We start from the raw sequence: 22,666 nt of genomic DNA, 5'->3' as shown, positions 1-22,666 counted from the left end.
CCCCCACGGCCTGTAAGCCCCAGGGCGGCGCATCGGTGTCGGCGGCCAGGCCGGGTTGCAGGGCGCCGATGGCAAGCGGCTCGATCAGCCTGAGCGGTCCGTCGATCGGCGCCACGTTGAGCACGCGGGGGTCTTCGTAGGCCTTTTGCAGTTGGGCCTCGTCCAGGTCTTCGATGTCGGCCTGGAAGTCGACGGGGGCGCCGGCCGGCGCCGTCTGGATGTCGAGTCCGTGTCCGTGGCTGCGCGTCGGGCGCCACTCGCCCCGATTCACGGGATCGGTCGGTGTGCCTCGGAGAACGATGTAACCCTGTTTCATCTCTGCCTCCATCGTAAGCGCCTCGCCGACGAGGTCATTCCGGGCCGATTCCAGTAGGACCGCGCAAGTGGCGACTTGGTTCCGATGAGCAGGGGTATCCCGGCGGTTACGTTGAGCGATGCTAGAATCGGTCACTTTCCGAAAGAGACCATGCGCCGCCTTCAAGAATCCCTCGATGCCTTGCCCGCCGCCGCCGATCTCGCTCCCGACTCGGACCGCTGGCAAGAGCTCGCCGCCCTGTATCCGCGCTCGCTGGACGTGTGCATCAACCTCGAGCACGGCTACTTCAGTCCGATGGCGCTGCCGGTGCAGGCCGCGTTCGAGGAGGCGATCCGCTATACCAACGCCCACCTCAGTCCCTTCCTGCGCAGCGAACGCGCCTATGTCGCGGCCGAGACGCTGCGCGCGCGGCTGGCGCGCATGATCAACGCCGAGCCGCACGAGATTTTGCTGACGCGCAGCGCCAGCGAGTCGATGCAGGTGCTGATCGGCCAGTACGGCGACCTGCGGCCGGGCGATGCGGTCCTGTGGAGCAACCTCGATTATCCGGCTATGCGCTACGCCATGGCCTGGCTGGAAGGACGCCGCGGCGCGCGGCCGGTCGAGTTGAACCTGACCCTGCCGCTCGGACGCGAGGCGCTGCTGGAACGGTATGCGGCAACGCTGCGCGACACCCCGGGCCTGAAGCTGATGCTGCTGTCGCAGGTGTTTCCGGCCAACGGCCAGATCGTGCCGGTGCGCGAAATCGTGGCCATGGCGCGCGAACATGGCGTCGACGTGCTGGTCGACAGCGCGCATGCGCTGGGGCAGCTGGAGGTGGACGTGCAGGCGCTGGACGTCGATTTCGCCGGTTTCAACCTGCACAAGTGGATCGGCGCGCCGCCGGGGCTGGGCTTCGTCTACATCCGCGCGTCAAAGCTGGAACGGATCGAGCCGCATTTCGGCGACCGCGATTATCCGGAGGACGACATCCGCAGCCGCCTGCATGCGGGCATGCCGCCGATCGCCGCCATCATGGCGACGCCGGCCGCGCTCGATTTTCACGAGCGCATCGGCGGCGCGGCGGTGAAGGGTGCGCGCCTGGCGTGGCTGCGGCGCTACTGGACCGAACGGGTGGCCGGTGTGCCTGGTTTACGGCTGCTGACGCCGCAGATTGAGGCCGGTGCGCTGGCCGCCTTCACCATCGACGGCATGGACGCGCGCGAGTTACAAAAAGCGCTGCTGGAGCGCTTCGGCGTGTTCACCGTCGAGCGCTCGGTTGTGCATGCCAGCGTGGTGCGCGCCACGGTGGCGATCACCACCACGACGAGCGAGCTGGACCGGCTGGTGGAAGGCTTAACGGTGCTGGCGCGCGAGGCGTCAGCCGTGCGTCAGGCGCCGCCGGCGTAACCGTTCTGGCGCCAGGCTTCATACACGACGACCGCCACCGTGTTCGACAGGTTCAGGCTGCGGTTGTCCGGGCGCATCGGCAGGCGGATGCGCTGGGCGGCGGGGAAGGTCTCGCGGAAGGCCGGCGCCAGGCCGCGCGACTCGGGGCCGAAGACGAACACGTCGCCCGGCTTGAATTGCACTTGCGCGAACGGCGCCGAGCCGTGGGTGGTCATGGCGAACATGCGCGCCGGATCAGGCTGGGTGTCGGCCAAAAACGCGTCCCAGTCCTTGTGCACTTTCATGGTGGCATAGTCGTGATAGTCCAGGCCGGCGCGCCGCATCTTGGCGTCGTCCAGCGGAAAGCCGAGCGGCTCGATCAGGTGCAACTTCACGCCGGTGTTGGCGCACAGGCGGATCACATTGCCGGTGTTCGGCGGGATTTCTGGTTCGACCAGGACGACGTGGAACAAGTGCTTCTCCTTGCTTGATAAATCTGGTGTCGCGGGCAGCGGCGGTTACACCAACGCTAAATGGTGTCGCCGTAGGGTTGGCGGCTCCGCCGCCGACGCGGTGATGGTTGACCGCAAGATCATTCGGCGCGACATCGGAGCCGTTAACAATCCACGCGTCGGCGGCAAAGCCGCCAACCCTACGTCAGCGCATCGTTCATGCATGCGGCGGCGTGCGCGCGAACACGATGTTCGTCACGCGCACGGCGCCGGCGTCTTTCAATACGGCCGCGATCTCGTCGAGCGTATGTCCGCTCGACATGACGTCGTCGACCACGCCCACGTGGCGACCGCGCACCGCGTCTTCGCGCGCCACGCAAAATGCGCCGCGCACATTGTTGCGCCGCTCGCCCGGCGCCGCGCCGGACTGCGCCGCCGTCTCGCGCGTGCGCAAGAGCAGTTGCGGCGCCAGCGCCACGCCCATCGCGGCGCCCAGGGGGCGCGCCACTTCGAGCGCCTGATTGTAGCCGCGTTCGACCAGGCGGCGCGCGCCCAGCGGCACCGGGCACAGCACGTCGGGCAGGGCCGGCAGGGCGGCGGCGAGGACCGCGTCGCGCAGCACGCGCGCCATCCACGGCGCCAGCGCCAGCGCCGCGCCGAACTTCAGTTGCAGCACCAGGGCGTCGAGCGGCGCCGCATAGTCGCAGCCGGCCACGGTGGCGTCGAACGCGGGCGCCTCGGCCAGGCAGCCGCCGCAGCGCCGGCCGGCGTCGAGCGGTCCGAGCGGATTGGCGCAGCACGGACAGCGCGTGCGCGCCAGCACGTAGGCGACCTGGCAGGCGCCGCACACCGCCTCGTGCGCCGGGCCAGCGCAAGCGCCGCAGAGTGCGCAGGTCGACGGCAGCAGCGCGTGCAGCAGCCGTCTGGCCTGCAGCTGCGGCCAGCGTTGCCAGGATGGTCGGAGGGGCTGCATCGGCCTGGTTTTCCACAAACGGGTAAACTGCGCGCATTATCTCATTTGACCGCTTCTCATCCATGGCCTCTCCTCAATCCTCGTCCAAGCTGAGCGCACCGATCGACCTGGCGCGCGTGCGCGAGCTGTTCGCGCGTCCCGAGCGCGTCGCCTCGTCCGACTTTTTGCGGCGCGAAATCGCCAGCCGCATGCACGAACGATTGGGCCTGGTGAAGCTGGTGCCGAAGCAGGTATTGGACGCCGGCTGCGGCGCCGGGGCCGACCTGGCGCTGCTGCAGAAGACCTATCCGGCGGCCCAGATCGTCGGCCTGGACGGGGCCGAGGCGATGACGCGCGCGGCCCGGGCGCCGGCGCCGTCGACCCGTTCGCTGAACCAGATGCTGAGCCGCTTCCTGCCGGCCAAGGCCGGGGTCGACGTCGCCTGTGGCGACTTCGGCGACCTGCCGTTCAAGGCGAACTCGCTCGACCTGCTGTGGTCGAACCTGGCGCTGCACTGGCACCCGCAGCCGGACCGCGTGTTCGCCGAGTGGCGCCGCGTGCTGCGGGTGGAGGGCTTGCTGATGTTCTCCAGCTTCGGCCCGGACACCTTCAGCGAGCTGCGCGCCGCCTTCGCCGAACTCGACCTGCATACGCACGCGCTGCCCTTCGTCGACATGCACGACTTCGGCGACCAGCTGGTGGAGGCGGGCTTCTCGACGCCGGTGATGGACATGGAGCGCATCACCGTCACCTACGATACCGCGCAGGCCTTGCTGGCCGACGTGCGCGCCCTGGGCGGCGATCCGCTCGACACCCGCCGCCGCGGCCTGATCGGGCGCGCCGCCTGGCAGCGCATGCTGGCGGCGCTGGAAGCGCGGCGCCGTCCGGACGGCAAGCTGGGCCTGACCTTCGAAGTCATCTACGGCCACGCGTTCCGGCCGGCGCCCAGGACCACGGCGGCGGGCGAATCGATCGTGCGCTTCCAGCCGCGCAAACCGTGATCACCCGCCCTGCATGGGCGATGCGCCGCCAGGGCCGATTTTCCTTGAATAAAAATTAGTGCTTTAGATATAATCAATTGCCATTTTTATCGTCCGGCCCCGAACATCGCTGAAAAAAGCGGCAGGCCGGTACGAGGCAGTGTCATGAAGTGCAGCATCCGCAGGGTCGCCTGAACCTGGCAGCAACGTATTGCCGGGTGGGGCGAGATGGTTTTTGCCATGTCCGCCATGCACGTCGCGCGATGACCCGGCAATCCCCTTGCGACAAGGTTTCGGAGCGGCCGCGGTTCGTTCTTGGAATTTCTGGCCGTTTAAAAATAGTCTTATTTTTAGGGTGGTTGGGGACATACATGACATATGCAACGCGACTTCAGGCCGTGCTGTCCGGCTGCGCCATCTTCGGCTTGAGCGCCGCCATTCCCGCCTGGGCCGACCAGGAAATCACGGGCCGCCCGGTGCAGCACCAGCTCAACATGCAGACCCCCGTCACCGCCGTCGGCGCCGACATCTATTCGCTGCATAACTGGATGATGATCGTCTGCCTGGTGATCTTCGTCGGCGTGTTCGGCGTGATGTTCTATTCGGTCTTCAAGCACCGCAAGTCGCTCGGGCACAAGCCCGCCACCTTCCACGAATCCACCGCCGTCGAAATTGCCTGGACCATCGTCCCGTTCCTGATCGTGATCGGCATGGCGCTGCCCGCCACCAAGACCGTGGTGGCGCTGAAGGACACCTCCAACGCCGACCTCACCATCAAGGCCACCGGCATGCAGTGGAAATGGGGCTACGACTACCTGAAGGGCGAGGGCGAGGGCATCTCCTTCCTGTCCAACCTGTCCACGCCGCGCACCCAGATCGGCGAGCCGGGCGTGGCCGCCACCGAGGCGCGCGGCGAGAACTACCTGCTGGAAGTGGACAACGAGATGGTGGTCCCGGTCGGCAAGAAGGTGCGCATGGTGTTCACCGCCAACGACGTGATCCATGCCTGGACCATTCCGGCGTTTGCCATCAAGCAGGATGCGATTCCGGGTTTTGTCCGCGACGGCTGGTTCAAGGCCGACAAGATCGGCGTCTACCGCGGCAATTGCGTCGAGCTGTGCGGCAAGGACCACGCCTTCATGCCGATCGTGGTGCGCGTGGTCTCGGCCGAAGACTACACGGCCTGGGTCGACGGCAAGAAGAAAGAGATGGCGGCGCTGGCCGACGATCCGACCAAGACCTGGACCATCGACGAACTCAAAACCCGTGGCGAAGCGGTGTACGCCGCCAACTGCGTGGCCTGCCACCAGGCCAACGGCAAGGGCGTGCCGGCCGCGTTCGCGGCGCTGGACGGCTCGCAGGTGGTCAACGGCGAAAAAGCGCACCAGATCGACGTGCTGCTCAATGGCCAGAAGACCGGCAAGTTCCCGACCGAAATGCCGGCCTGGAAGCAGCTCTCGGATACCGAGATCGCGGCGGTGATCACGTATACCCGCAATACCTGGTCGAACAAGGCTGCGGAAAATATCGTCCAACCGGCGGAAGTGCTGGCGGCGCGCAAGTGAAGTGATTCGGCAGAACCCAACGACAGTCCGGCAACCAGCAGCAGCACGTTTGTACCAGGGATACTGACATGACGACGACCACGCTCGACCCCGCACAAGACCACGATCACCTGCACGGCCATGGCCACGACCACGCCCACGACCATCCGCACGGCTGGCGCCGCTGGCTGTTCGCCACCAACCACAAGGACATCGGTACCCTGTACCTGTGGTTCTCGTTCATCATGCTGCTCTCGGGCGGGGTGCTGGCGCTGATGATCCGCACCGAGCTGTTCCAGCCCGGCCTGCAGTTCTTCCGTCCCGAGTTCTTCAACCAATTGACCACCATGCACGGCCTGGTGATGGTGTTCGGCGCGATCATGCCGGCCTTCGTCGGCTTCGCCAACTGGATGCTGCCGCTGCAGGTGGGCGCCTCGGACATGGCGTTCGCGCGCATGAACAATTTCTCGTTCTGGCTGCTGCCTCCGGCCGCGATCTTGCTGGCCGGCTCGTTCCTGGTGCCGGGCGGGGCCACTGCCGCCGGCTGGACGCTATATGCGCCGCTGTCGACCCAGATGGGCATCGGCATGGACATGGCGATCTTCGCGATGCACATCATGGGCGCCTCGTCGATCATGGGCTCGATCAACATCATCGTCACCATCCTCAATATGCGCGCGCCGGGCATGACGCTGATGAAGATGCCGATGTTCTGCTGGACCTGGCTGATCACGGCCTACCTGCTGATCGCGGTGATGCCGGTGCTGGCCGGGGCCATCACCATGACCCTGACCGACCGCCATTTCGGCACCTCGTTCTTCAACGCGGCCGGCGGCGGCGATCCGGTCATGTACCAGCACATCTTCTGGTTCTTCGGCCACCCGGAGGTCTACATCATGATCCTGCCGGCGTTCGGCATCGTCTCGCAGATCATCCCGGCCTTTGCCCGCAAACCCTTGTTCGGCTATGCCTCGATGGTGTACGCCACCGCCTCGATCGCGATCCTGTCGTTCATCGTCTGGGCCCACCACATGTTCACCACCGGCATGCCGGTGACCTCGCAGCTGTTCTTCATGTACGCCACCATGCTGATCGCGGTGCCGACCGGTGTGAAGGTGTTCAACTGGGTCGCCACCATGTGGAAGGGCTCGATGACCTTCGAGACGCCGATGCTGTTCGCGGTCGGCTTCATCTTCGTGTTCACGATGGGCGGCTTCACCGGCCTGATCCTGGCGGTGACGCCGATCGACATCCAGGTGCACGACACCTATTACGTGGTGGCGCACTTCCACTACGTGCTGGTGGCCGGCTCGCTGTTCGCGCTGTTCGCCGGCTTCTATTACTGGGCGCCGAAGTGGACCGGGCACATGTATCCGGAAGGGCGCGGCAAGATGCACTTCTGGCTGTCGCTCATTTCCTTCAACATCACCTTCTTCCCGATGCACTTCCTGGGCCTGGCCGGCATGCCGCGCCGCTATGCCGACTACGCCACCCAGTTCACCGACTTCAACATGATCGTGTCGATCGGCGCCTTCGGCTTCGGGCTGTCGCAGGTGTACTTCCTGTTCGCGGTGGTGCTGCCGACCATCCGCGGCGGCGCCAAGGCGCCTGCGAAACCGTGGGAAGGCGCGGAAGGGCTGGAGTGGACCGTGCCGAGCCCGGCGCCGTTCCATACCTTCGAACATCCGCCGCTGGTGAAATGACGAGGACATGATGAATTCGCGCAAACCCAACAACCTGAGGACCGCGCTGCTGGTGGGCGGCCTGGCGCTGTTCTTCTTCGTCAGCGTGTTCGTCAAGTTTCTGTGGCTGAGCTGAGATGAGCACCCAAGCCAGACTGCTGCGCCTGAACCGCCGCACCCTCGGCAAGCTGGTGGTGGTGGCAGTCGCCATGTTCGGCTTCGGCTATGCGCTGGTGCCGGTGTATCGCCAGATCTGCGAGGTGCTCGGGATTAACGTGCTGACCCAGCAGGGCGAGTTCGTGGCGGCGCCGCTCAATTCGCAGGTGGATACCTCGCGCACCATCACGGTCGAGCTGGACGGCAATGCGCAGGGGCCGTGGCGCTTCCGCCCGACCACGCGCAGCATCGACGTGCATCCGGGCGAACTGGCGACCGTGATGTACGAGGTGGTGAATACCCAGGGCAGGGCGGTCAAGGCGCAGGCGATTCCGAGTTATGCGCCGCAATCGGCCACGCCGCATTTCATGAAGGTGGATTGTTTCTGCTTCCGCGAGCAGACCTTGCAGGCCAACGAGGCGCGCCAGATGCCGGTGGTGTTCTTCATCGATCCGAAGCTGCCGCGCGAGGTGAAGAACATCACGCTGTCGTACACGTTCTTCGAGATCGGCGGGGCGTTCAAGGCGGCGGCGACGCCGGCGGGCGGCAAGAACGGATGATGGACGAGGACAAGCCGCACCAGCGCAAAGGCAGTTTCCTGGCCACGATGAAGGCGGTGTTGTGGTCGTTTTTCGGGGTGCGTAAAAGAAAAGATTACGAGAGCGATGCGGCGAACCTGAATCCGGTGCATGTGATCATCGCGGCCTTGATTGGGGTGATGGTGTTTATCGGACTGCTGATGCTCGCAGTGCGTTTCGCCGTTTCATGGAAGTGAACGGTAATTTTTGAGATCGCGGTTCCTATAAAGCAGCATCTATAAAGCAGAAGCTAATAGATTCACCCAAGGAGATAAGGATGAGTTCGCCACAAACCGCGCCTTACTACTACGTACCCGGCCCCTCGCGCTGGCCGCTGTGCGCCGGCATCTCGATGCTGGTGACCATGACCGGCGCTTCCGGCTGGGTCAACGGCATGTCGTGGGCGCCGGCCGTCTGCCTGGCCGGCATCGCCGCCATGCTGCTGGTGCTGTATTTCTGGTTCGGCGAAGCGATCCGCGAATCCGAGTCGGGCCTGTACAGCAAGCGCATCGACGTCGCCTACCGCTGGTCTATGAGCTGGTTCATTTTCTCCGAGGTGATGTTCTTCGGCGCCTTCTTCGGCGCGCTGTTCTATGCGCGTGCGGTGTCGATGCCCTGGCTGGCCGACCTCGACCACAAGATCCTGTGGCCCGACTTCGCCGCCCACTGGGGCAATACCGGCCCGGCCGGCGTGGTCGATACCTTCAACATCATGGGCCCGTTCCCGATCCCGACCATCAACACCGCGCTGCTGCTGACCTCGGGCGTGACGCTGACGATCGCCCACCACGCGCTGCGCGCCGGCCACCGCCACAAGACCGCCGTCTGGCTGGCCGCGACCATCCTGCTCGGCGCCGTGTTCATGGGCTTCCAGGTCTATGAATACATGCATGCCTACCGGGACCTGAACCTCAAGCTGACCTCGGGCATCTACGGCTCGACCTTCTTCATGCTGACGGGCTTCCACGGCTTCCACGTGACCATGGGCGCGATCATGCTGGCCGTGATCCTGTACCGTGTGATGAAAGGGCACTTTACGCCGGATAATCACTTCGGCTTCGAAGGGGCGGCGTGGTACTGGCACTTCGTGGACGTGGTGTGGCTGGGGTTGTATGTGGTGGTGTACTGGCTGTAACCGAGGCGGTATTGCGTAGGGTTGGCGGGTTCCCCGCCGACGCGTTCAACCGGCATATGCACGGCCATTCACGCGTATGTTGAACGCGTCGGCGGCAGAGCCGCTAACCCTACGGACATTAACGCAACCCGGTCGGCGCAATCCATCCCATCTGATACGCCGCCAACAGGCACAGGAACAACGCAATCGACAAGCCCACCCGCATCGCCAGCGCATGCACGGTGCGATTGGTCCGCCCCTTGTCGCGCATCAGGAAGAACAACGCCGAACCAAGGCTGGCCAGGATCAGGATGAACGCAATGGCAACGAAGATTTTCATGGACGGCCCGCGAAAGGTTGAGGCTTCATTGTAATGCGGTTCGCCCCTCGTTTTCGCCCCATCCCCTTCATCGCGGCGCTGATCGTCGCCATCTTCGGCATCCTGCTCGGCAACTGGCAACAGGACCGGGCCGCCTATAAAACCGAACTGCAGACGCAACAGCGCGAGCGCGGCGCCGCAGCCCCCATCGAGCTCGGTCCCGCCATCGCATGGCGCGACGACCTGGCATTTCGCCGCGTGCGCCTGCGCGGCGAATTCGTCGCCGGCTGGCCGGTCTTCCTGGCCAACCGGCCAATGGGAAGCCAGTCCGGGTTTTATCTCGCAATGCCGTTTAGAATAGCGGGTTCGGACATGCACGTGCTGGTGCTGCGCGGCTGGTTGCCGCGCCAGGCCGAGTTCGGAAAACTGCCGCCGTTCGTCACGCCCGCCGGCCCGCTCCTGATCGAAGGCCGGGTGGTGGCCTCGAGCGGACGGGTGATGGAGCTGGGCGAATCCGCGCCGCTCGCGCCCGGCGCCCAGGTCCAGAACCTGGCGCCGCAGGACCTGGCGCGCGCCAGCGGACTGGCGCTGCAACCGTTCCTGGTGCAGCAGACCGCGCCGGCCACCGCCGACGATCGACTACAACGCGATTGGCCGGCGCCGGACGCCGGCATCGACAAGCATCGCGGCTACGCCTTCCAGTGGTATGCGCTGGCGGCGCTGGCCGTCCTTTTTTATGTGATGACGGGATTTCGACGTGGATCAGGAAAAACAGATTGACCCCAGGACCGCGCAACGGCGCGGCCGCCGCAAGTTGCTGCTGATTCTGGCCGTGTGCGCCACGCCATTGCTTGCTTCCTATTTCACCTACTACGTCGCCAAGCCGGTCGAGCGCAACAACTACGGCACCATCCTCGATCCGCGCCAGTACCCGATCCCCGAGATGGCCACCACCACGCTCGACGGCAAGCCGCGTACGCTGCATGACCTGAAAGGCAAGTGGATCATGCTGCGCACCGGCAGCGGCGAGTGCGACGAGGAATGCCAGCGCCAGCTGTACGCGATGCGCCAGTGGCGCACCATGCAGGGCAAGAACATGGAGCGCATGGAGCGCGTCTGGCTGATCACCGATGACAAGCCGATCGACACCGTGGTGATGCGCGAATACGACGGCACCGAGATGCTGCGCGCGCCGGCCGCAACGGTGGCAAAATGGTTGCCGGCCGAGCCCGACACCAAGCCGGGCGACCACGTCTACATGATCGACCCGCTCGGCAACCTCATGATGCGCTTCCCGAAGCAGCCGTTCCCGGGCAAGGTCTACAAGGACATCGTCAAGCTGCTCAAGGCCTCGTCCATCGGTTAAGTCCGCGAGCCGGCCGGCACATCAATCCGCAAGCAGGGCGGCGCGACAACGCGCGCCCGGGCTGCCAATCAACCAAGAGTCGCATTACGCATGGATCTGTCTTCACTGCTTCACCTCGGCCTGATGGGCCTGCTGGTGGCCAGCTTGCCGCTGGCCATGGTCTGGATGTCCAACAGCGTCAACAAATACCGCAAGCTGGTCTGGATCATGGTGTTCCTGACCTTCGACCTGATCGTGTTCGGCGGTTTTACCCGCTTGACCGATTCCGGCCTCGGCTGCCCGGACTGGCCGGGCTGCTACGGCGAAGCCAACCCCTTCCTGGCGCACAGCGAGATCGCCGCCGCCGAAGCGGCCATGCCGACCGGCCCGGTCACTGTCGTGAAAGCCTGGATCGAGATGATCCACCGCTACCTGGCGATGGGCATCGGCGCCCTGATCATGGCGCTGCTGTTCACCTCGGTCATCCAGTACCGCCGCACCCGCAACGTCGCCTACAAGCCGGCGATGCCGCTGGCGCTGTTCGTGTTCGTGCTGATCCAGGGTGCGTTCGGCGCCTGGACCGTCACCCTGAAACTGCAACCGGCCATCGTCACCGGACACCTGTTGCTGGGCATGACGCTGCTGGCGATGCTGGCCTGGATGGGCGGGCGCGAAGATTTTTTGATGAGCCCACCGACGCCGCCGCGTGCCGGGGTGTCGATACAAGCGTTGCTGAAACGCCTGCGCGGCCTGCGCTTGCTGGCGCTGCTCGGCGCGGTCGCGCTGACGGTGCAGATCGCCCTCGGCGGCTGGGTGAGCACCAACTACGCCACCATGGCCTGCGACACCTTCCCGCTGTGCCAGGGCCAGATCGTGCCGGAACTCGACTTCGAGCACGGCTTCCACCTGTGGCGCGAGCTGGGCAAGACCGCCGCCGGCCACTATCTGCCGTTCTCGGCGCTGGTGGCCATCCACTGGGTCCACCGCGCCTTCGCGCTGGTGCTGGTGATCGTGCTCGGCCTGGCCGTGTGGCGCGCATGGAACATCGCCGGTCTGGAAGCGACGGCGCGCCGGCTGGCGCTGGTGCTGGTGGTACAGCTGTTCACCGGCATCGCCACCGTGTACTTCGACTTCCCGCTGGCCATTGCCGTCATGCATAACGCCGGGGCGGCCCTGCTTGTCCTGCTGGTGACCATGTTAAACTACCGGGTGAAGTTCCAACTCGACGTGGCGCGCGCAACCCCAGCGCAACAGTTCGCCACGCCAGCAAGCACCCAATGACGACCCAGACAGCCATCCACAAGCCTCCGAGCCGGTTCTCGCAATACTGGACCCTGACCAAGCCGCGCGTGACGCAGCTGGCGGTGTTCTGCGCCGTGATCGGGATGTTCCTCGCCACCGACGGCTTCCCCGGCTGGCAGACCCTGATCGCCGGTACGATCGGCATCTGGCTGCTGGCCGGCGCCGCCTTCGCGGTCAACTGCCTGGTCGAGGCGCGAGTCGACGCGCGCATGGCGCGCACCGCACGCCGCGCCACCGCTTCGGGCGAACTCAGCTTTACGCAGACGGCGCTGTTCTCGCTCGTGATCGGCGGCCTCGGCATGTACGTGCTGTACACATTGGTCAATCCGCTGACCATGTGGCTGACCTTCGTCACCTTCGTCGGTTATGCATTCATCTACACGATGTTGCTTAAACCCAACACCTCGCAGAACATCGTGATCGGCGGTCTGTCGGGCGCGATGCCGCCGGCGCTGGGCTGGGCCGCGGTGGCGGGCGAGGTGCCGATGGAAGCCTGGCTCTTGGTGCTGATCATCTTCATGTGGACCCCGCCGCACTTCTGGGTGCTGGCGATGTACCGCCGCGAAGACTATGCCGCCTCCGGCCTGCCGATGCTGCCGATTACCCACGGCATGAAGTACACCGGCCTGCAGGTGTGGCTGTACACCATCGGCCTGGCCGCCACCACGCTGCTGCCGTTCGCGGTCGGCATGAGCGGCCTGATCTACCTGGCGGCGGCGATTCCGCTGAATGCCATCTTCCTGCGCCACTCATGGCGGGTGCACCGCAACTACAGCGACATGGCGGCGCGCAAGACTTTCACCTGGTCGATCGTGTACCTGTCGCTGCTGTTCGCGGCCCTGCTGGTCGACCACTACTTCAAGTTCTGACATGAAAAAACTGATGACCGTGGCCCTGGTCGCTGCGCTGGCCGTATTCGGCGCCGGCTGCGACAAACTGAAGGACAAGCCGCCGGCCTTCCACAACACCGACATCACCGGCGTCGACTACGGCAAGGGCTTCACCCTGACCGACCACACCGGCAAGCAGCGCACGCTGCAAGACTTCCGCGGCAAGCTGGTCGTGATGTTCTTCGGCTATACCCAATGCCCCGACGTGTGCCCGACCACGATGTCCGAAATGGCCGCCGTGATGAAGGAACTGGGCCCGTCGGCCGACGACGTGCAGGTGCTGTTCGTCACCGTCGACCCCGAGCGCGACACCCAGGAACTCTTGTCCCACTATGTGCCGGCCTTCGACAAGCGCTTCATCGGCCTGTACGGCAACGCCGAGCAGACCGCCAGGGTGGCCAAGGAATTCAAGGTGTTCTACGCCAAGCAGCCGGGCGGCGACCCGGGCAGCTATACCGTCGACCATACCGCCGGCAGCTACGTGTTCGACCGCCAAGGCCAGCTGCGCCTGTTCATCCGCCACAACCAGGGCCCGGCCATCATCGCTCACGACCTGCGCCAGCTGCTATGATGATGTTGTAAACATCATCCCATCAGGACGGCATGGAACAACGACCCGGCAGGAACTACACCCGCATCGCCATTGTCGTCCTGCTCACGCTGGGCTGCCTCTACGTCCTGCGTCCCTTCCTGCCGGCGATCCTGTTCGCCGCCGCCGTCGCGATCTCCACCTGGCCCCTGTACCTGCGCCTGCTTGACAGCATGCGCGGCCAGCGCACGATCGCGGCGCTGACCATGACCCTCACGCTGACGCTGCTGTTCATCATCCCCTTGTCGACCGTGGCCTGGAACCTGGCCGACGACGTCGCGCGCGGCTTCAGCGAACTGCGCGTCATGATCGAGCACCGCGAGCTGGCGCCGCCGACCTGGCTGCGCGAGATTCCGCTGCTCGGCGTCACGCTGGAAAACTACCTGATCGAACTGATCGCCAGCCGCGAGCAGATGCTGGCGCTGGCCCAGCGCATGCTGGAACCGGCGCGCCACTGGCTGGTGGCGGGCGGCATCATGCTCGGCACCGGCGTCGTCCAGATGAGCCTGGCCGCTTTCGTCAGCTTCTTCCTGTACCGCGACGGCAATGCGCTGCTGGCGGTGATCGCGGTGACCATGCGCAAGGTGATGGGCGAGGGCGCCGAGTCGATCCAGCTGACCGTCAGCCAGACCGTGCGCGGCGTGATGTATGGCCTGCTCGGCACCGCGCTGGCGCAGGCGCTGGTGGCGGCGATCGGCTTCGCGATTGCCGGCGTGCCGGCGGTGCCGCTGCTGTCGGTGCTGGTGTTCCTGACTTCCCTGATTCCGCTTGGTCCGCCGCTGGTGTGGGGCGGGGCGGCGCTGTGGCTGTTCGCGCACGGCGAGACCGGCTGGTCGATCTTCATGGTGGTCTGGGGCACGGTACTGATCAGCGGCGTCGACAACGTGGTGCGCCCGATGCTGATCAGCCGCGGCAGCAGCCTGCCGTTTTTGCTCACGCTGCTGGGCGTGCTGGGCGGCGTGATCGCCTTCGGTTTCGTCGGCATGTTCATCGGTCCGACGCTGCTGGCGGTGGGCTACTCCTTGATGAGCGAATGGACCGGCACGCGCGACCCGATCGTGCGCCACGACGAAGAGGCGGAGCAGGCCGTCAGATAAGCCTTCCAGCACGTACAATCGGGGTTCTCACAGCACCGATTGAACACGCCATGCACATCTGGGTCGACGCCGACGCCTGTCCCGCCGTCATCAAGGACATCCTGTACCGCGTTGCCGAACGCACGCAGATCAACGTCACGCTGGTGGCGAATCAATTGATGCGCGTGCCCGGTTCGCGCTTCATCCGCGCGCTGCAGGTGCCGGCCGGGGCCGACGCCGCCGATGCCGAGATCGTCGAGCGGGTCAGCCAGGGCGACATCGTCGTTACCGGCGACATTCCGCTGGCGTCATTGGTGCTGGAAAAAGGCGGCTTGCCGCTGAATCCGCGCGGCGACTGGTACACCAAGGATACGATCGCCCAGCAGTTGACCATGCGCGCCTTCATGGAAGAACTGCGCGGCAGCGGCGTCGATACCGGTGGGCCGCCGGCCTTCAGCCAGGCCGACCGCCAGAACTTTGCCAATGCGCTCGACCGCCAGCTGGCGCGCGTGAAAAGCCAGGCCGGACCGCGCTAGCCGCGCGCGTTCAGCAGGCGCCGAGCTTCCACACCAGCGGCTTGCGGTCCTTTTCCAGCATCTCCACCTTTACCTCGCCGGTCGCGCCGCGCACGATGGTGACGGTGCGGTGGAAGTAAACGTACCTGCTGCTGGCGCTATCCTTCGTTGTGCTGCGGGTGACTTCGCCACGGTCGGGCTGCAGGCGCAGCGCGCGCAGGATCGCGGCGTCGTCCATCGCGCTTGACAGGCGCACGTGGCGGGTGCGGTCGTCGCCGTTGGCTTCGGGGTCGCGCCGCTCGCAGGCGCCGGTGGAGGTGGACAACAGGGTGGCCAGGCATAGCAAGCCTGCCGCAATGGATTTGTTCATGGCATGATCGTCTGAAAGCCGGAGTGCCATGCTATCGTGTGTCGTGCTACCCCGCAATTTCAACATGAAGAGGATGACCATGGAGGAGGATGCCGGCATCGAATACGTGGGTTTCTGGGCACGCGTCGGCGCCGCGCTCCTCGACACCATCCTGCTGCTGGTGGTCTCGGTGCCTTTGCTCAGGCTGGTTTACGCGCTCAGCGACTGGGACCTGCAGGCCCATACCGCCGGCCGGGTCGAGTTCGTGATCGGCTACGTATTGCCGGTGGTGCTGGTGATCGCGCTATGGATGCTGGTGTCGAGCACGCCCGGCAAGATGGGCATCGGCGCCGTCATCGTCGACGCCCGCACCTTCGGCAAGCCGAGCGCCCTGCAGTTCGTGATCCGCTACCTCGGCTACTTCGTTTCCACCATCCCGCTCGGCCTGGGCCTGATCTGGGTCGGCATCGACCCGCGCAAGCAGGGCTGGCACGACAAGCTGGCCGGCACAGTGGTGGTGCGCAAGAAGAGCCTGATCGCCCACCGAGGAAAATAGCGGTACCTACCTTTTAGTAAGTATTTTTCTGCCATGGCTCAGCTGCCATTGCGCGTGCTGCTCGAACTGTCAGGCGCTGCGCACGGCGCGCGCCGACGCAATCGCACCGATCTCTTCCATGTTCTCGGCGCCCCATGCGCACACCGGCTGCAGCGTCTTGGCCAGTCCCTTGCCGAACGCCGTCAGCGTGTACTCGACATGCGGCGGCACCGTGCGAAAGTCGATGCGCCGCACCAGGCTGTCGTTGACCATTTCCTTGAGCTGCTGGCTCAGCATCTTTTCGCTGACATCGCCCACCATTCTGCGTAATTCGCTGAAACGCAGCTGCTCGCCATGGATCAGGTGGTAGAGGATCAGCAGTTTCCACTTGCCGCCGACCAGGTTGAGTACCGCTTCCATGCCGCAGTTGAAAGGAACGTCCTTGCTGTCGTCATTTGCCATTTTTTTTCACACTTACAAAAAAGTACGTACTGGTGCAAATGCTACCACACGGTCTACTATCCGAAAACAGCCACGGCAGGCAAGGTCCTGCCCCATTTCTTACCGGAGTCATGAATGCATTCCAGCGATATCCTGTTCCAGCCGATCAAGATCGGCGACGTCGAGCTTCCCAACCGCATCGTCATGGCGTCGATGTCGCGCGCCCGCACCGAGAACCCGGGGCTGGTTCCAATCGCGCTGCAGGCCGAGTATTACCGCCAGCGTGCATCCGCCGGCCTGATCATGAGCGAGGGGATCTGGCCGAGCGAAGAGGCGATCGGCGCGATGCATGTGCCAGGCCTGTTCAACGAAGCCCAGGCCGAAGGCTGGAAGCGGGTGACGGATGCGGTGCACGCCGCCGGCGGGCGGATCTTCGCGCAGCTCGGTCATTGCGGCGCGGCGTCGCACCCGGACCTGCATGGCGGCCGGCTGCCGCTGGCGCCGTCCGCCGTCGGCCTCGAGCAGCCGGTGTTCACGCCTGGCGGTTTTCAGACGTCGCCAGTGCCGCAGGCGATGACGCTGGACGACATCGAACGCACGATCGCGGATTATGCGCAGGCCACGCGCCTGGCACGCCAGGCCGGTTTCGACGGTGTCGAACTGCACGGCATCGTCGGCTACCTGATTCCGGAATTCCTGAACGAGACCTTCAACCGGCGTACAGACCGCTACGGCGGCAGCATCGAGAACCGCGCCCGCTTCGTGCTCGAGGTGCTGGACGCGATGATCGAGGCCTGGAGCGCGGGCCGTGTCGGCCTCAAGCTCAGTCCCGGCGTCGGCCTCGGCAAGCTGCAGCCGACGGCGCAGACGCTGCCGACCTACGAGTATCTGGTGAAGCAGGTGTCGAAGCTGGGGCTCGCTTACCTGCAGCTCTACCACCCGGCCGCGGACCTGCGCGGCACTCCGGTGGAGGCGCTCGCTGGCGGCACGGCCGCCTATTTCCGACCCTTGTACGACGGCGTCATCATGGCCAACGGCGGCCTGACGCAGGCGTCGGCGCGCGCCATGCTCGAAGCGGGTCATGCCGATCTGGTGTCGTTCGGCGCGCCATATATCGCCAATCCGGACCTGGTCGAACGCTTCCGCCACGACCTGCCGCTGGCGCAGGCCGACCAGGATACGTATTACCAGGGGGGCGCACGCGGCTACACCGATTACGCGCCGGCTCAGCGCTGAACCAGCAGCAGGCGCAGCTTGTCGACGTCGATCGGCTTGGTCAGGTGATGGTCGAAGCCGGCGTCGAAGGCCATGCGGCGGTCCTTTTCCTGGCCCCAGCCGGTGGCGGCGATCAGGAGCAGCGCGCGGGCGCCGCTGGCCGCGCGCAGGCGGCGCGCCAGTTCGTAGCCGTTGATGTCGGGCAGGCCGATGTCGAGCACGGCGACGTCGGGCCCGAAGTCCGGCGCGACCTCGAGCGCGGCGGCGGCGCTGTGCGCCATGCGCGTGTGGCAGCCGAACAGTTCCAGCGCCGCCGCCATGGTCTCGGCGGCGTCGACGTTGTCGTCCACCACCAGCACCCGCAGCGCCGCCGGTACCGCCTGTGGCGCCGCGTCCGGCGCGGAATCGAGGCAGCCGGCCACCAGCGGCAGGCGCAGGGTGAATGTGCTGCCGCGGTCCGGACCGTCGCTGTCGACGCCGATCGACCCGCCGTGCAGGTCGACGATGCCGCGCGCCAGCGCCAGGCCGATGCCCAGGCCGCCACGTGCGCGCTGGAGCGCCGGCTCGAGCTGCGAGAACATCTCGAACACGGTCGAAAGCGCCTCGGGCGGGATGCCGATGCCGTTGTCGCGCACGCGCAGCTCGGCGTGGCCGTCGGCGCAGCCGAGCTCGAGGTCGATGAAGCCGCCGTCGGGCGTGTACTTGGCGGCGTTGGCCAGCAGGTTGATCACCACCTGGGCCAGGCGCGTGGCGTCGCCGTCGACCACCAGCGCTTCGGCGGGAATCGACAGGCGCAGCGTGTGGCGCGCGGCCGCCATCATGGCCGCCATGTCGTGCGCGGCGCCGCGCGCCAGCGCGCACAGGTCGACCGGCGCGCGCCGCAGCTGCATGCGGTTCTGGGTGATGCGCGAGATTTCCATCAGGTCGTCCACCAGCCGCGTCAGGTGGCGCAGCTGGCGGTCGAAGGCCAGCATCAGGCGCTCGTCGCCATCCATGCAGGCATCGCCGGCGTCGGCGCGCTTGCCGTGCTTGAGCCGCAGCACGTCGAGCGCGCTGCGCATCGGCGCCAGCGGATTGCGCAGCTCGTGCGACAGGGTGGCCAGGAATTCGTCCTTGCGGCGGTCGGCTTTCGACAGCTGTTCGTTGAGCGCCTGCAGCTGCGCCTCGGCGTCGCGCCGCGCTTCCAGCGCCGCCTCGGCGGTGCGGCGCGCGCCGAGCAAGGCGTGCTCGTAGGCGTGGCGGCCGGCCGACTTGAACAGGGCCCAATGATCGGTCGCCCGGCCGTCGTCGCCGCGCCGGCGCTGGATGTTGATCAGGACCGGCAGCCGGCCGCCGCCACGCGTGAGCAGGTCGAGCTGGATCTCGGCCACCGCGCCCTGGCTTTCCAGGAGCGGCAGGCAGCGGGTGTGGTGGAACAGACGCGCGCCCACCGTCAGCAGGTCGGCCATGCGCACCCTGCCGGCCAGCGCATCGGCATCGTCGGGGACGTAGCCGAGCCAGGCGAGCGCGGTGGCGTTGATGCACAGGATCGTGCCGCCGGGATCGGTCGCCAGCAACCCGCAAGCGGCCTGCTGGAACAGGGCATCGCTGGCGGACTGGACGGTATCCATGGCGGGTCAGCGCGTTGTGGACGCCAGCGGTTGCGACAGGGTGTGCGGCAGGGTTTGCGAGAGGAACAGGTCGATCGCGCGCGAGCTGGCGCTCGGCGCGCTCATGTGCGGACAATGGCCGACGTTCTCGATCAGCGCCAGTGTGCTGCGCGGCAGGTGGCGGTGCAGGTAGTCGCCCACCTGGCGCGGGGCGATCAGGTCGTCGCTGCATTGCAGGATCAGGGTCGGCACGGTCGACTTCGGCACGTCGGCGCGGTGGTCGGACAAGAAGGTGACGCGGCCGAAGTGGCGGGCGATGTCCGGGTCGATGCTGCAGAAGCTGCTGGTCAGCTCGGCGCGCAGGTCGGGCCGGTTGGGCGCGCCCATGATCGCCGGCGCCAGGTTCTGGGCCCAGCCCAGGTAGTTGGCGTCCATGGTGTCGAGCAGTTCATGGATGTCTTCGCGGCTGAAGCCGCCGATGTAGTCGCCGTCGTTGATGTAGCAGGGCGAGGGCGCGACCATGGCCTGGGCCACGAAGCGCTGCGGCGCGGCGACGGTGGCCAGCATGCCGATCGTGGCGCCGACCGAGTGGCCGATCACCACGGTCGGGCCGTCGGCGAATCCGTCGATAATGTCCAGCAGGTCGGCGGCGTGGCCGTGCAGCGACGCGTATTTGTCACGGTCGTAGGCGGCCTTGTCGGAGCCGCCGCTGCCGGTGAGGTCGTAGGTGACGACGCGGTAGCGGTCCTGGAAAGCGCCCGCCGTGAAGCGCCACATGAGCTGGTCGCAGCCGAAGCCATGGACGAAAACCATCGTGACCGCTCCCGCGCCGGCCACCTGGACGTTGTTTCGAATCTGAACGGACATTCACTGCCTTCTGGTGAGATTCAATACACGCTGATGTGTGTGCAAAATATCACTTTTTCGCAGCAAAGTCAGCCTTTGTGTGATTTTGCGTGATTCATTGGCGTGCAAGCGCTGTTCACTTCCATCCACCGGGCGCCGCCACTCAATCGCGATCGTCGTTTTCCGCTGCGCGTTCCAGCTGCGGAATGACTTTGACCAGCAGGATGCGCGGACCGTTCATCTTTCTTACCACCACGTCGAACTGCGGGAATTCGATGCGCTGGCCCTGTTTCGGGATGTCGCCCAGTTTTTCCATCAGCAGGCCGCCGACCGATTCCACGTCGTCCAGGCCCATCTGCTCGTTGTCGATGTCGATTCCCAGCAGGCGCTCGAGCGAGAAGATCGGCAGGCTGGCCTTGCCGATATAGGTGCCGTCCGGCTGCTTGAGCCAGTCGTTTTCGTTCATGCGGAATTCGTCGCGGATCTCGCCAACCATCGCGCCCAGCAGGTTGTCCAGGGTGACGAAGCCGACCGGGCGCTTGCCTTTTTCGCCGATCAGGGCGAAGTGCGGGGCGCCGCCGCGGAAGCGGCGGAAGATGTCTTGCGCCGGGGTGCGCGCCGAGATGGTTTCCACGGGACGCAGGAACTGGGTCAGGTCCGAGATCGCGCGGCCCGACTGCAGCGCGAAGTACAGGTCTTTCAGATGGATCACGCCCAGCACTTCTTCGCCGTCCTCGTCGAAGTAGGGATAGCGCGAGAAGCGGTTGCGGCGCACCGTCTCCAGGTTCTGCTCCAGCGAGCGGCTGGCGTACAGGGCGCTGACCTCGTTAATCGGGCGCATCAGGTCGGACACCGCCAGCTGGCCGAAGTCGAGCGACTGGGCCAGGATGTTGCGTTCGTCGTGGGTGATCTTTTCGCCCGGGGTGCCGGTGCGCAGGATCATTTTGAGTTCGTCGAGCGAGTAATGGGTGTCGTGGCCGCCGGCGCCGGCCAGGCCGGCCATGCGCAGCACGGTGTTGGCGCTGGCGTTGAGCAGCCAGATCGCCGGGTACATGGACCAATAGAAGATGTACAGCGGCAGGGCGCACCACAGCGCCACCGCTTCCGGCAGCCGGATCGCCAGCGACTTGGGCGCCAGTTCGCCGACCACGATGTGCAGGAACGAGATCACCGAGAACGCCACCACGAACGAGACGCCGTGGATCAGCTCTTCGGACGTCACGCCGGCAAAGGCGAACACCGGTTCGAGCAGGCTGGCGAAGGCCGGTTCGCCGACCCAGCCCAGGCCCAGCGACGCCAGCGTGATGCCGAGCTGGCAGGCCGACAGGTAGGCGTCGAGCTGGCCGTGGACTTTTTCCAGGATGCGCCCGCGCATGCCGCTGGTCTTGGCGATGGCGCGCACGCGCGTCTTGCGCAGCGTGACGATGCTGAATTCCGCCGCCACGAAGTAGCCGTTCAGCGCCACCAGGAACAGGGCGAGAACGAGGAACAATACGTTTTGCATAGTTGGTGTTGTTAACAAAAGGCAAAGCCAGCGGCCATTGTACCGCCCCTCGGGCGCCTCATCCGTCCGCCAGCACACCCTGGTGCACGGCCGACAGGATCGCTTCCACCGCCGGATGCTTGATCTTGCGCTCGTTCGAGATCGCATAGAAGTGCTCGCGCACCTCCGGCACCCGGCCCACCACGTCCGCGCCGAGCTGGACCTTGATGTCGGCGGCCGGCGCCGCCGGCGTGAAGAACAGGCCCAGCCCGCGCCGGCCGAAGGTGTTCAGCAGGGCGTTGTCCTCGAACTCGCCCACCACGTCGGGACGGATCGCGTGGCGCTCGAACCAGTCGTCGATCTTGGCGCGCAGGGCATTGTTGCGGGTCGGGAGCAGAAACGGCGCGCCCTTCAGCGAGGCCGGGAAATCCTTGCGGTACCACTTGGCCAGGTTGGGCGCGCCGACCACCACCATCTCGCTTTCGCTGAGCAAATGGCTGAACACGCGCAGCGTGGTGCCGGTCGGCACCGCGCGGTCGGTCAGCACCACGTCCAGCTTGTGCAGGGCCAGGTCGCCCAGCAGCGCTTCGTACTGGTCTTCGTGGCATACCAGGCGCACCGGAATGTCGAGCTGGGTGGTCACTTCCAGCAGGCGGTAGGCGATGAACTTGGGCAGCGAATCCGAGATGCCGACCGCCAGCCGGATGCGCGCGCTGTCCGAGGCGTCCAGCGCTTCCTGCATCTGCTCGCCGAGCAGGAAGATCTGGTCGGCGTAGGACATGGCCAGGCGGCCGGCCTCGGTCAGCGCCAGGCGCCGGCCCTGCTGGGTGAACAATGCTTTACCGAAAGATTGCTCAAGCAAGGTAAGCTGTGTACTGACTGTCTGGATTGCCAGGCCGAGGCGCTCGGCGGCGCGCGTGATGCTGCCTTCCTTGGCCACGACCCAGAAGTAGTAGAGGTGACGGAAATTGATGGGTGTATGGCTCATTTATTCTGTTTTTACGAAGGAATCTTTCGATTATCTTCGCTT

The 22,666-nt window shown here is 65.7% G+C and carries 26 protein-coding genes; 16 read left to right on the top strand and 10 right to left on the bottom strand.

Translation table 11 applies throughout. The annotated features are described in order from the left end of the window. Positions 1-466 precede the first annotated feature (466 nt). The gene (locus QPK27_RS22190; protein ID WP_290420358.1) at positions 467-1,705 is read left to right on the top strand and encodes an aminotransferase class V-fold PLP-dependent enzyme; all 1,239 of its coding nucleotides are present in this window, start codon (positions 467-469) and stop codon (positions 1,703-1,705) included. Here the strand turns inward: QPK27_RS22190 and trmL are convergent. Beyond that, positions 1,687-2,157, bottom strand: coding sequence for a tRNA (uridine(34)/cytosine(34)/5-carboxymethylaminomethyluridine(34)-2'-O)-methyltransferase TrmL (gene trmL / locus QPK27_RS22185; protein WP_290420357.1), 471 nt, complete (start codon positions 2,155-2,157; stop codon positions 1,687-1,689). The two genes, QPK27_RS22190 and trmL, sit on opposite strands and share 19 nt — an antisense overlap. 196 nt (positions 2,158-2,353) lie before the next feature. After that, positions 2,354-3,109, bottom strand: a complete 756-nt coding sequence (locus QPK27_RS22180) for a ComF family protein (RefSeq protein ID WP_290420356.1) — start codon at positions 3,107-3,109, stop codon at positions 2,354-2,356. Positions 3,110-3,171: 62 nt separating this feature from the next. On the opposite strand from QPK27_RS22180, the gene QPK27_RS22175 reads away from it, so the two are divergent. After that, positions 3,172-4,089 (top strand): methyltransferase domain-containing protein, encoded by a 918-nt coding sequence (locus tag QPK27_RS22175; RefSeq protein WP_290420355.1) that lies wholly within the window; start codon positions 3,172-3,174, stop codon positions 4,087-4,089. Positions 4,090-4,152: 63 nt separating this feature from the next. Here QPK27_RS22175 and QPK27_RS22170 read toward each other — a convergent pair whose 3' ends face one another. Then, positions 4,153-4,437, bottom strand: coding sequence for a hypothetical protein (locus tag QPK27_RS22170; protein WP_290420354.1), 285 nt, complete (start codon positions 4,435-4,437; stop codon positions 4,153-4,155). A gap of 2 nt (positions 4,438-4,439) precedes the next feature. Between QPK27_RS22170 and coxB the strand changes: the two genes are divergently transcribed. The 5 genes from coxB (at position 4,440) to QPK27_RS22145 (ending at position 9,163) form a co-directional block, all read left to right on the top strand. Beyond that, positions 4,440-5,633, top strand: a complete 1,194-nt coding sequence (coxB, locus tag QPK27_RS22165) for a cytochrome c oxidase subunit II (RefSeq protein WP_290420353.1) — start codon at positions 4,440-4,442, stop codon at positions 5,631-5,633. Positions 5,634-5,701: 68 nt separating this feature from the next. Further along, on the top strand, positions 5,702-7,315 hold the full coding sequence (ctaD, locus tag QPK27_RS22160) for a cytochrome c oxidase subunit I (protein ID WP_290420352.1): 1,614 nt from the start codon (positions 5,702-5,704) through the stop codon (positions 7,313-7,315). A gap of 116 nt (positions 7,316-7,431) precedes the next feature. Continuing rightward, the gene (locus QPK27_RS22155) at positions 7,432-8,010 is read left to right on the top strand and encodes a cytochrome c oxidase assembly protein (protein WP_290420351.1); all 579 of its coding nucleotides are present in this window, start codon (positions 7,432-7,434) and stop codon (positions 8,008-8,010) included. Next, a complete protein-coding gene (locus QPK27_RS22150) occupies positions 8,007-8,225 on the top strand; it encodes a DUF2970 domain-containing protein (protein ID WP_374047104.1) in 219 nt (72 codons plus the stop codon). The genes QPK27_RS22155 and QPK27_RS22150 overlap by 4 nt, the downstream gene beginning before the upstream one ends. An 80-nt stretch (positions 8,226-8,305) precedes the next feature. After that, positions 8,306-9,163, top strand: coding sequence for a cytochrome c oxidase subunit 3 (locus QPK27_RS22145; RefSeq protein ID WP_290420350.1), 858 nt, complete (start codon positions 8,306-8,308; stop codon positions 9,161-9,163). A gap of 118 nt (positions 9,164-9,281) precedes the next feature. Here the strand turns inward: QPK27_RS22145 and QPK27_RS22140 are convergent, their stop codons facing one another. Continuing rightward, a complete protein-coding gene (locus tag QPK27_RS22140) occupies positions 9,282-9,482 on the bottom strand; it encodes a twin transmembrane helix small protein (RefSeq protein ID WP_290420349.1) in 201 nt (66 codons plus the stop codon). 33 nt (positions 9,483-9,515) lie between these two features. Between QPK27_RS22140 and QPK27_RS22135 the strand changes: the two genes are divergently transcribed. The 7 genes from QPK27_RS22135 (at position 9,516) to QPK27_RS22105 (ending at position 15,199) form a co-directional block, all read left to right on the top strand. Next, positions 9,516-10,241 carry an SURF1 family protein gene (locus QPK27_RS22135; protein WP_290420348.1) on the top strand — a complete coding sequence of 242 codons (726 nt, stop codon included), beginning with the start codon at positions 9,516-9,518 and terminating at the stop codon, positions 10,239-10,241. Continuing rightward, a complete protein-coding gene (locus QPK27_RS22130) occupies positions 10,219-10,827 on the top strand; it encodes an SCO family protein (RefSeq protein WP_290420347.1) in 609 nt (202 codons plus the stop codon). Before QPK27_RS22135 ends, QPK27_RS22130 begins: the two co-directional genes overlap by 23 nt. 90 nt (positions 10,828-10,917) lie before the next feature. Beyond that, entirely contained in the window at positions 10,918-12,087 is a 1,170-nt protein-coding gene (locus QPK27_RS22125) for a heme A synthase (protein WP_290420346.1), read from the top strand. Next, positions 12,084-12,977 carry a heme o synthase gene (gene cyoE, locus QPK27_RS22120; RefSeq protein WP_290420345.1) on the top strand — a complete coding sequence of 298 codons (894 nt, stop codon included), beginning with the start codon at positions 12,084-12,086 and terminating at the stop codon, positions 12,975-12,977. Before QPK27_RS22125 ends, cyoE begins: the two co-directional genes overlap by 4 nt. Position 12,978: 1 nt before the next feature. Next, positions 12,979-13,569, top strand: a complete 591-nt coding sequence (locus QPK27_RS22115; protein WP_290420344.1) for an SCO family protein — start codon at positions 12,979-12,981, stop codon at positions 13,567-13,569. A 32-nt stretch (positions 13,570-13,601) separates the two neighbouring features. After that, positions 13,602-14,684 (top strand): AI-2E family transporter, encoded by a 1,083-nt coding sequence (locus tag QPK27_RS22110; protein WP_290420343.1) that lies wholly within the window; start codon positions 13,602-13,604, stop codon positions 14,682-14,684. A 50-nt stretch (positions 14,685-14,734) separates the two neighbouring features. Next, on the top strand, positions 14,735-15,199 hold the full coding sequence (locus QPK27_RS22105; protein ID WP_290420342.1) for a YaiI/YqxD family protein: 465 nt from the start codon (positions 14,735-14,737) through the stop codon (positions 15,197-15,199). A 10-nt stretch (positions 15,200-15,209) separates the two neighbouring features. On the opposite strand, the gene QPK27_RS22100 is transcribed toward QPK27_RS22105, so the two are convergent. Further along, positions 15,210-15,548: a hypothetical protein gene (locus QPK27_RS22100; protein ID WP_290420341.1), complete on the bottom strand. Its 339-nt coding sequence runs from the start codon at positions 15,546-15,548 to the stop codon at positions 15,210-15,212. Positions 15,549-15,612: 64 nt separating this feature from the next. Here QPK27_RS22100 and QPK27_RS22095 point away from each other — a divergent pair, with 64 nt between their 5' ends. Continuing rightward, positions 15,613-16,083, top strand: coding sequence for an RDD family protein (locus QPK27_RS22095; RefSeq protein ID WP_290420340.1), 471 nt, complete (start codon positions 15,613-15,615; stop codon positions 16,081-16,083). A gap of 69 nt (positions 16,084-16,152) precedes the next feature. Here QPK27_RS22095 and QPK27_RS22090 read toward each other — a convergent pair whose 3' ends face one another. Next, a complete protein-coding gene (locus tag QPK27_RS22090) occupies positions 16,153-16,524 on the bottom strand; it encodes a helix-turn-helix domain-containing protein (RefSeq protein ID WP_290420339.1) in 372 nt (123 codons plus the stop codon). A gap of 114 nt (positions 16,525-16,638) precedes the next feature. Here QPK27_RS22090 and QPK27_RS22085 point away from each other — a divergent pair, with 114 nt between their 5' ends. Further along, on the top strand, positions 16,639-17,739 hold the full coding sequence (locus tag QPK27_RS22085) for an alkene reductase (protein WP_290420338.1): 1,101 nt from the start codon (positions 16,639-16,641) through the stop codon (positions 17,737-17,739). Here the strand turns inward: QPK27_RS22085 and QPK27_RS22080 are convergent. From QPK27_RS22080 to nhaR, 4 genes are all read right to left on the bottom strand, one after another. Continuing rightward, positions 17,730-19,328: an ATP-binding protein gene (locus QPK27_RS22080; protein WP_290420337.1), complete on the bottom strand. Its 1,599-nt coding sequence runs from the start codon at positions 19,326-19,328 to the stop codon at positions 17,730-17,732. The genes QPK27_RS22085 and QPK27_RS22080 overlap by 10 nt on opposite strands. Positions 19,329-19,334: 6 nt before the next feature. Beyond that, on the bottom strand, positions 19,335-20,174 hold the full coding sequence (locus QPK27_RS22075; protein WP_290420336.1) for an alpha/beta fold hydrolase: 840 nt from the start codon (positions 20,172-20,174) through the stop codon (positions 19,335-19,337). Between the two features lie 142 nt (positions 20,175-20,316). Next, on the bottom strand, positions 20,317-21,657 hold the full coding sequence (locus QPK27_RS22070) for a hemolysin family protein (RefSeq protein ID WP_290420335.1): 1,341 nt from the start codon (positions 21,655-21,657) through the stop codon (positions 20,317-20,319). 58 nt (positions 21,658-21,715) lie between these two features. Further along, a complete protein-coding gene (gene nhaR / locus QPK27_RS22065; RefSeq protein WP_290420334.1) occupies positions 21,716-22,624 on the bottom strand; it encodes a transcriptional activator NhaR in 909 nt (302 codons plus the stop codon). Between the last annotated feature and the right edge of the window lie 42 nt (positions 22,625-22,666).

It is taken from the genome of Massilia sp. YIM B02443, assembly GCF_030411955.1.
Lineage (GTDB): Bacteria > Pseudomonadota > Gammaproteobacteria > Burkholderiales > Burkholderiaceae_D > Telluria.
Note: the sequence above shows the minus strand (reverse complement) of the source record. Positions and strands in the feature narration are given on the sequence as shown.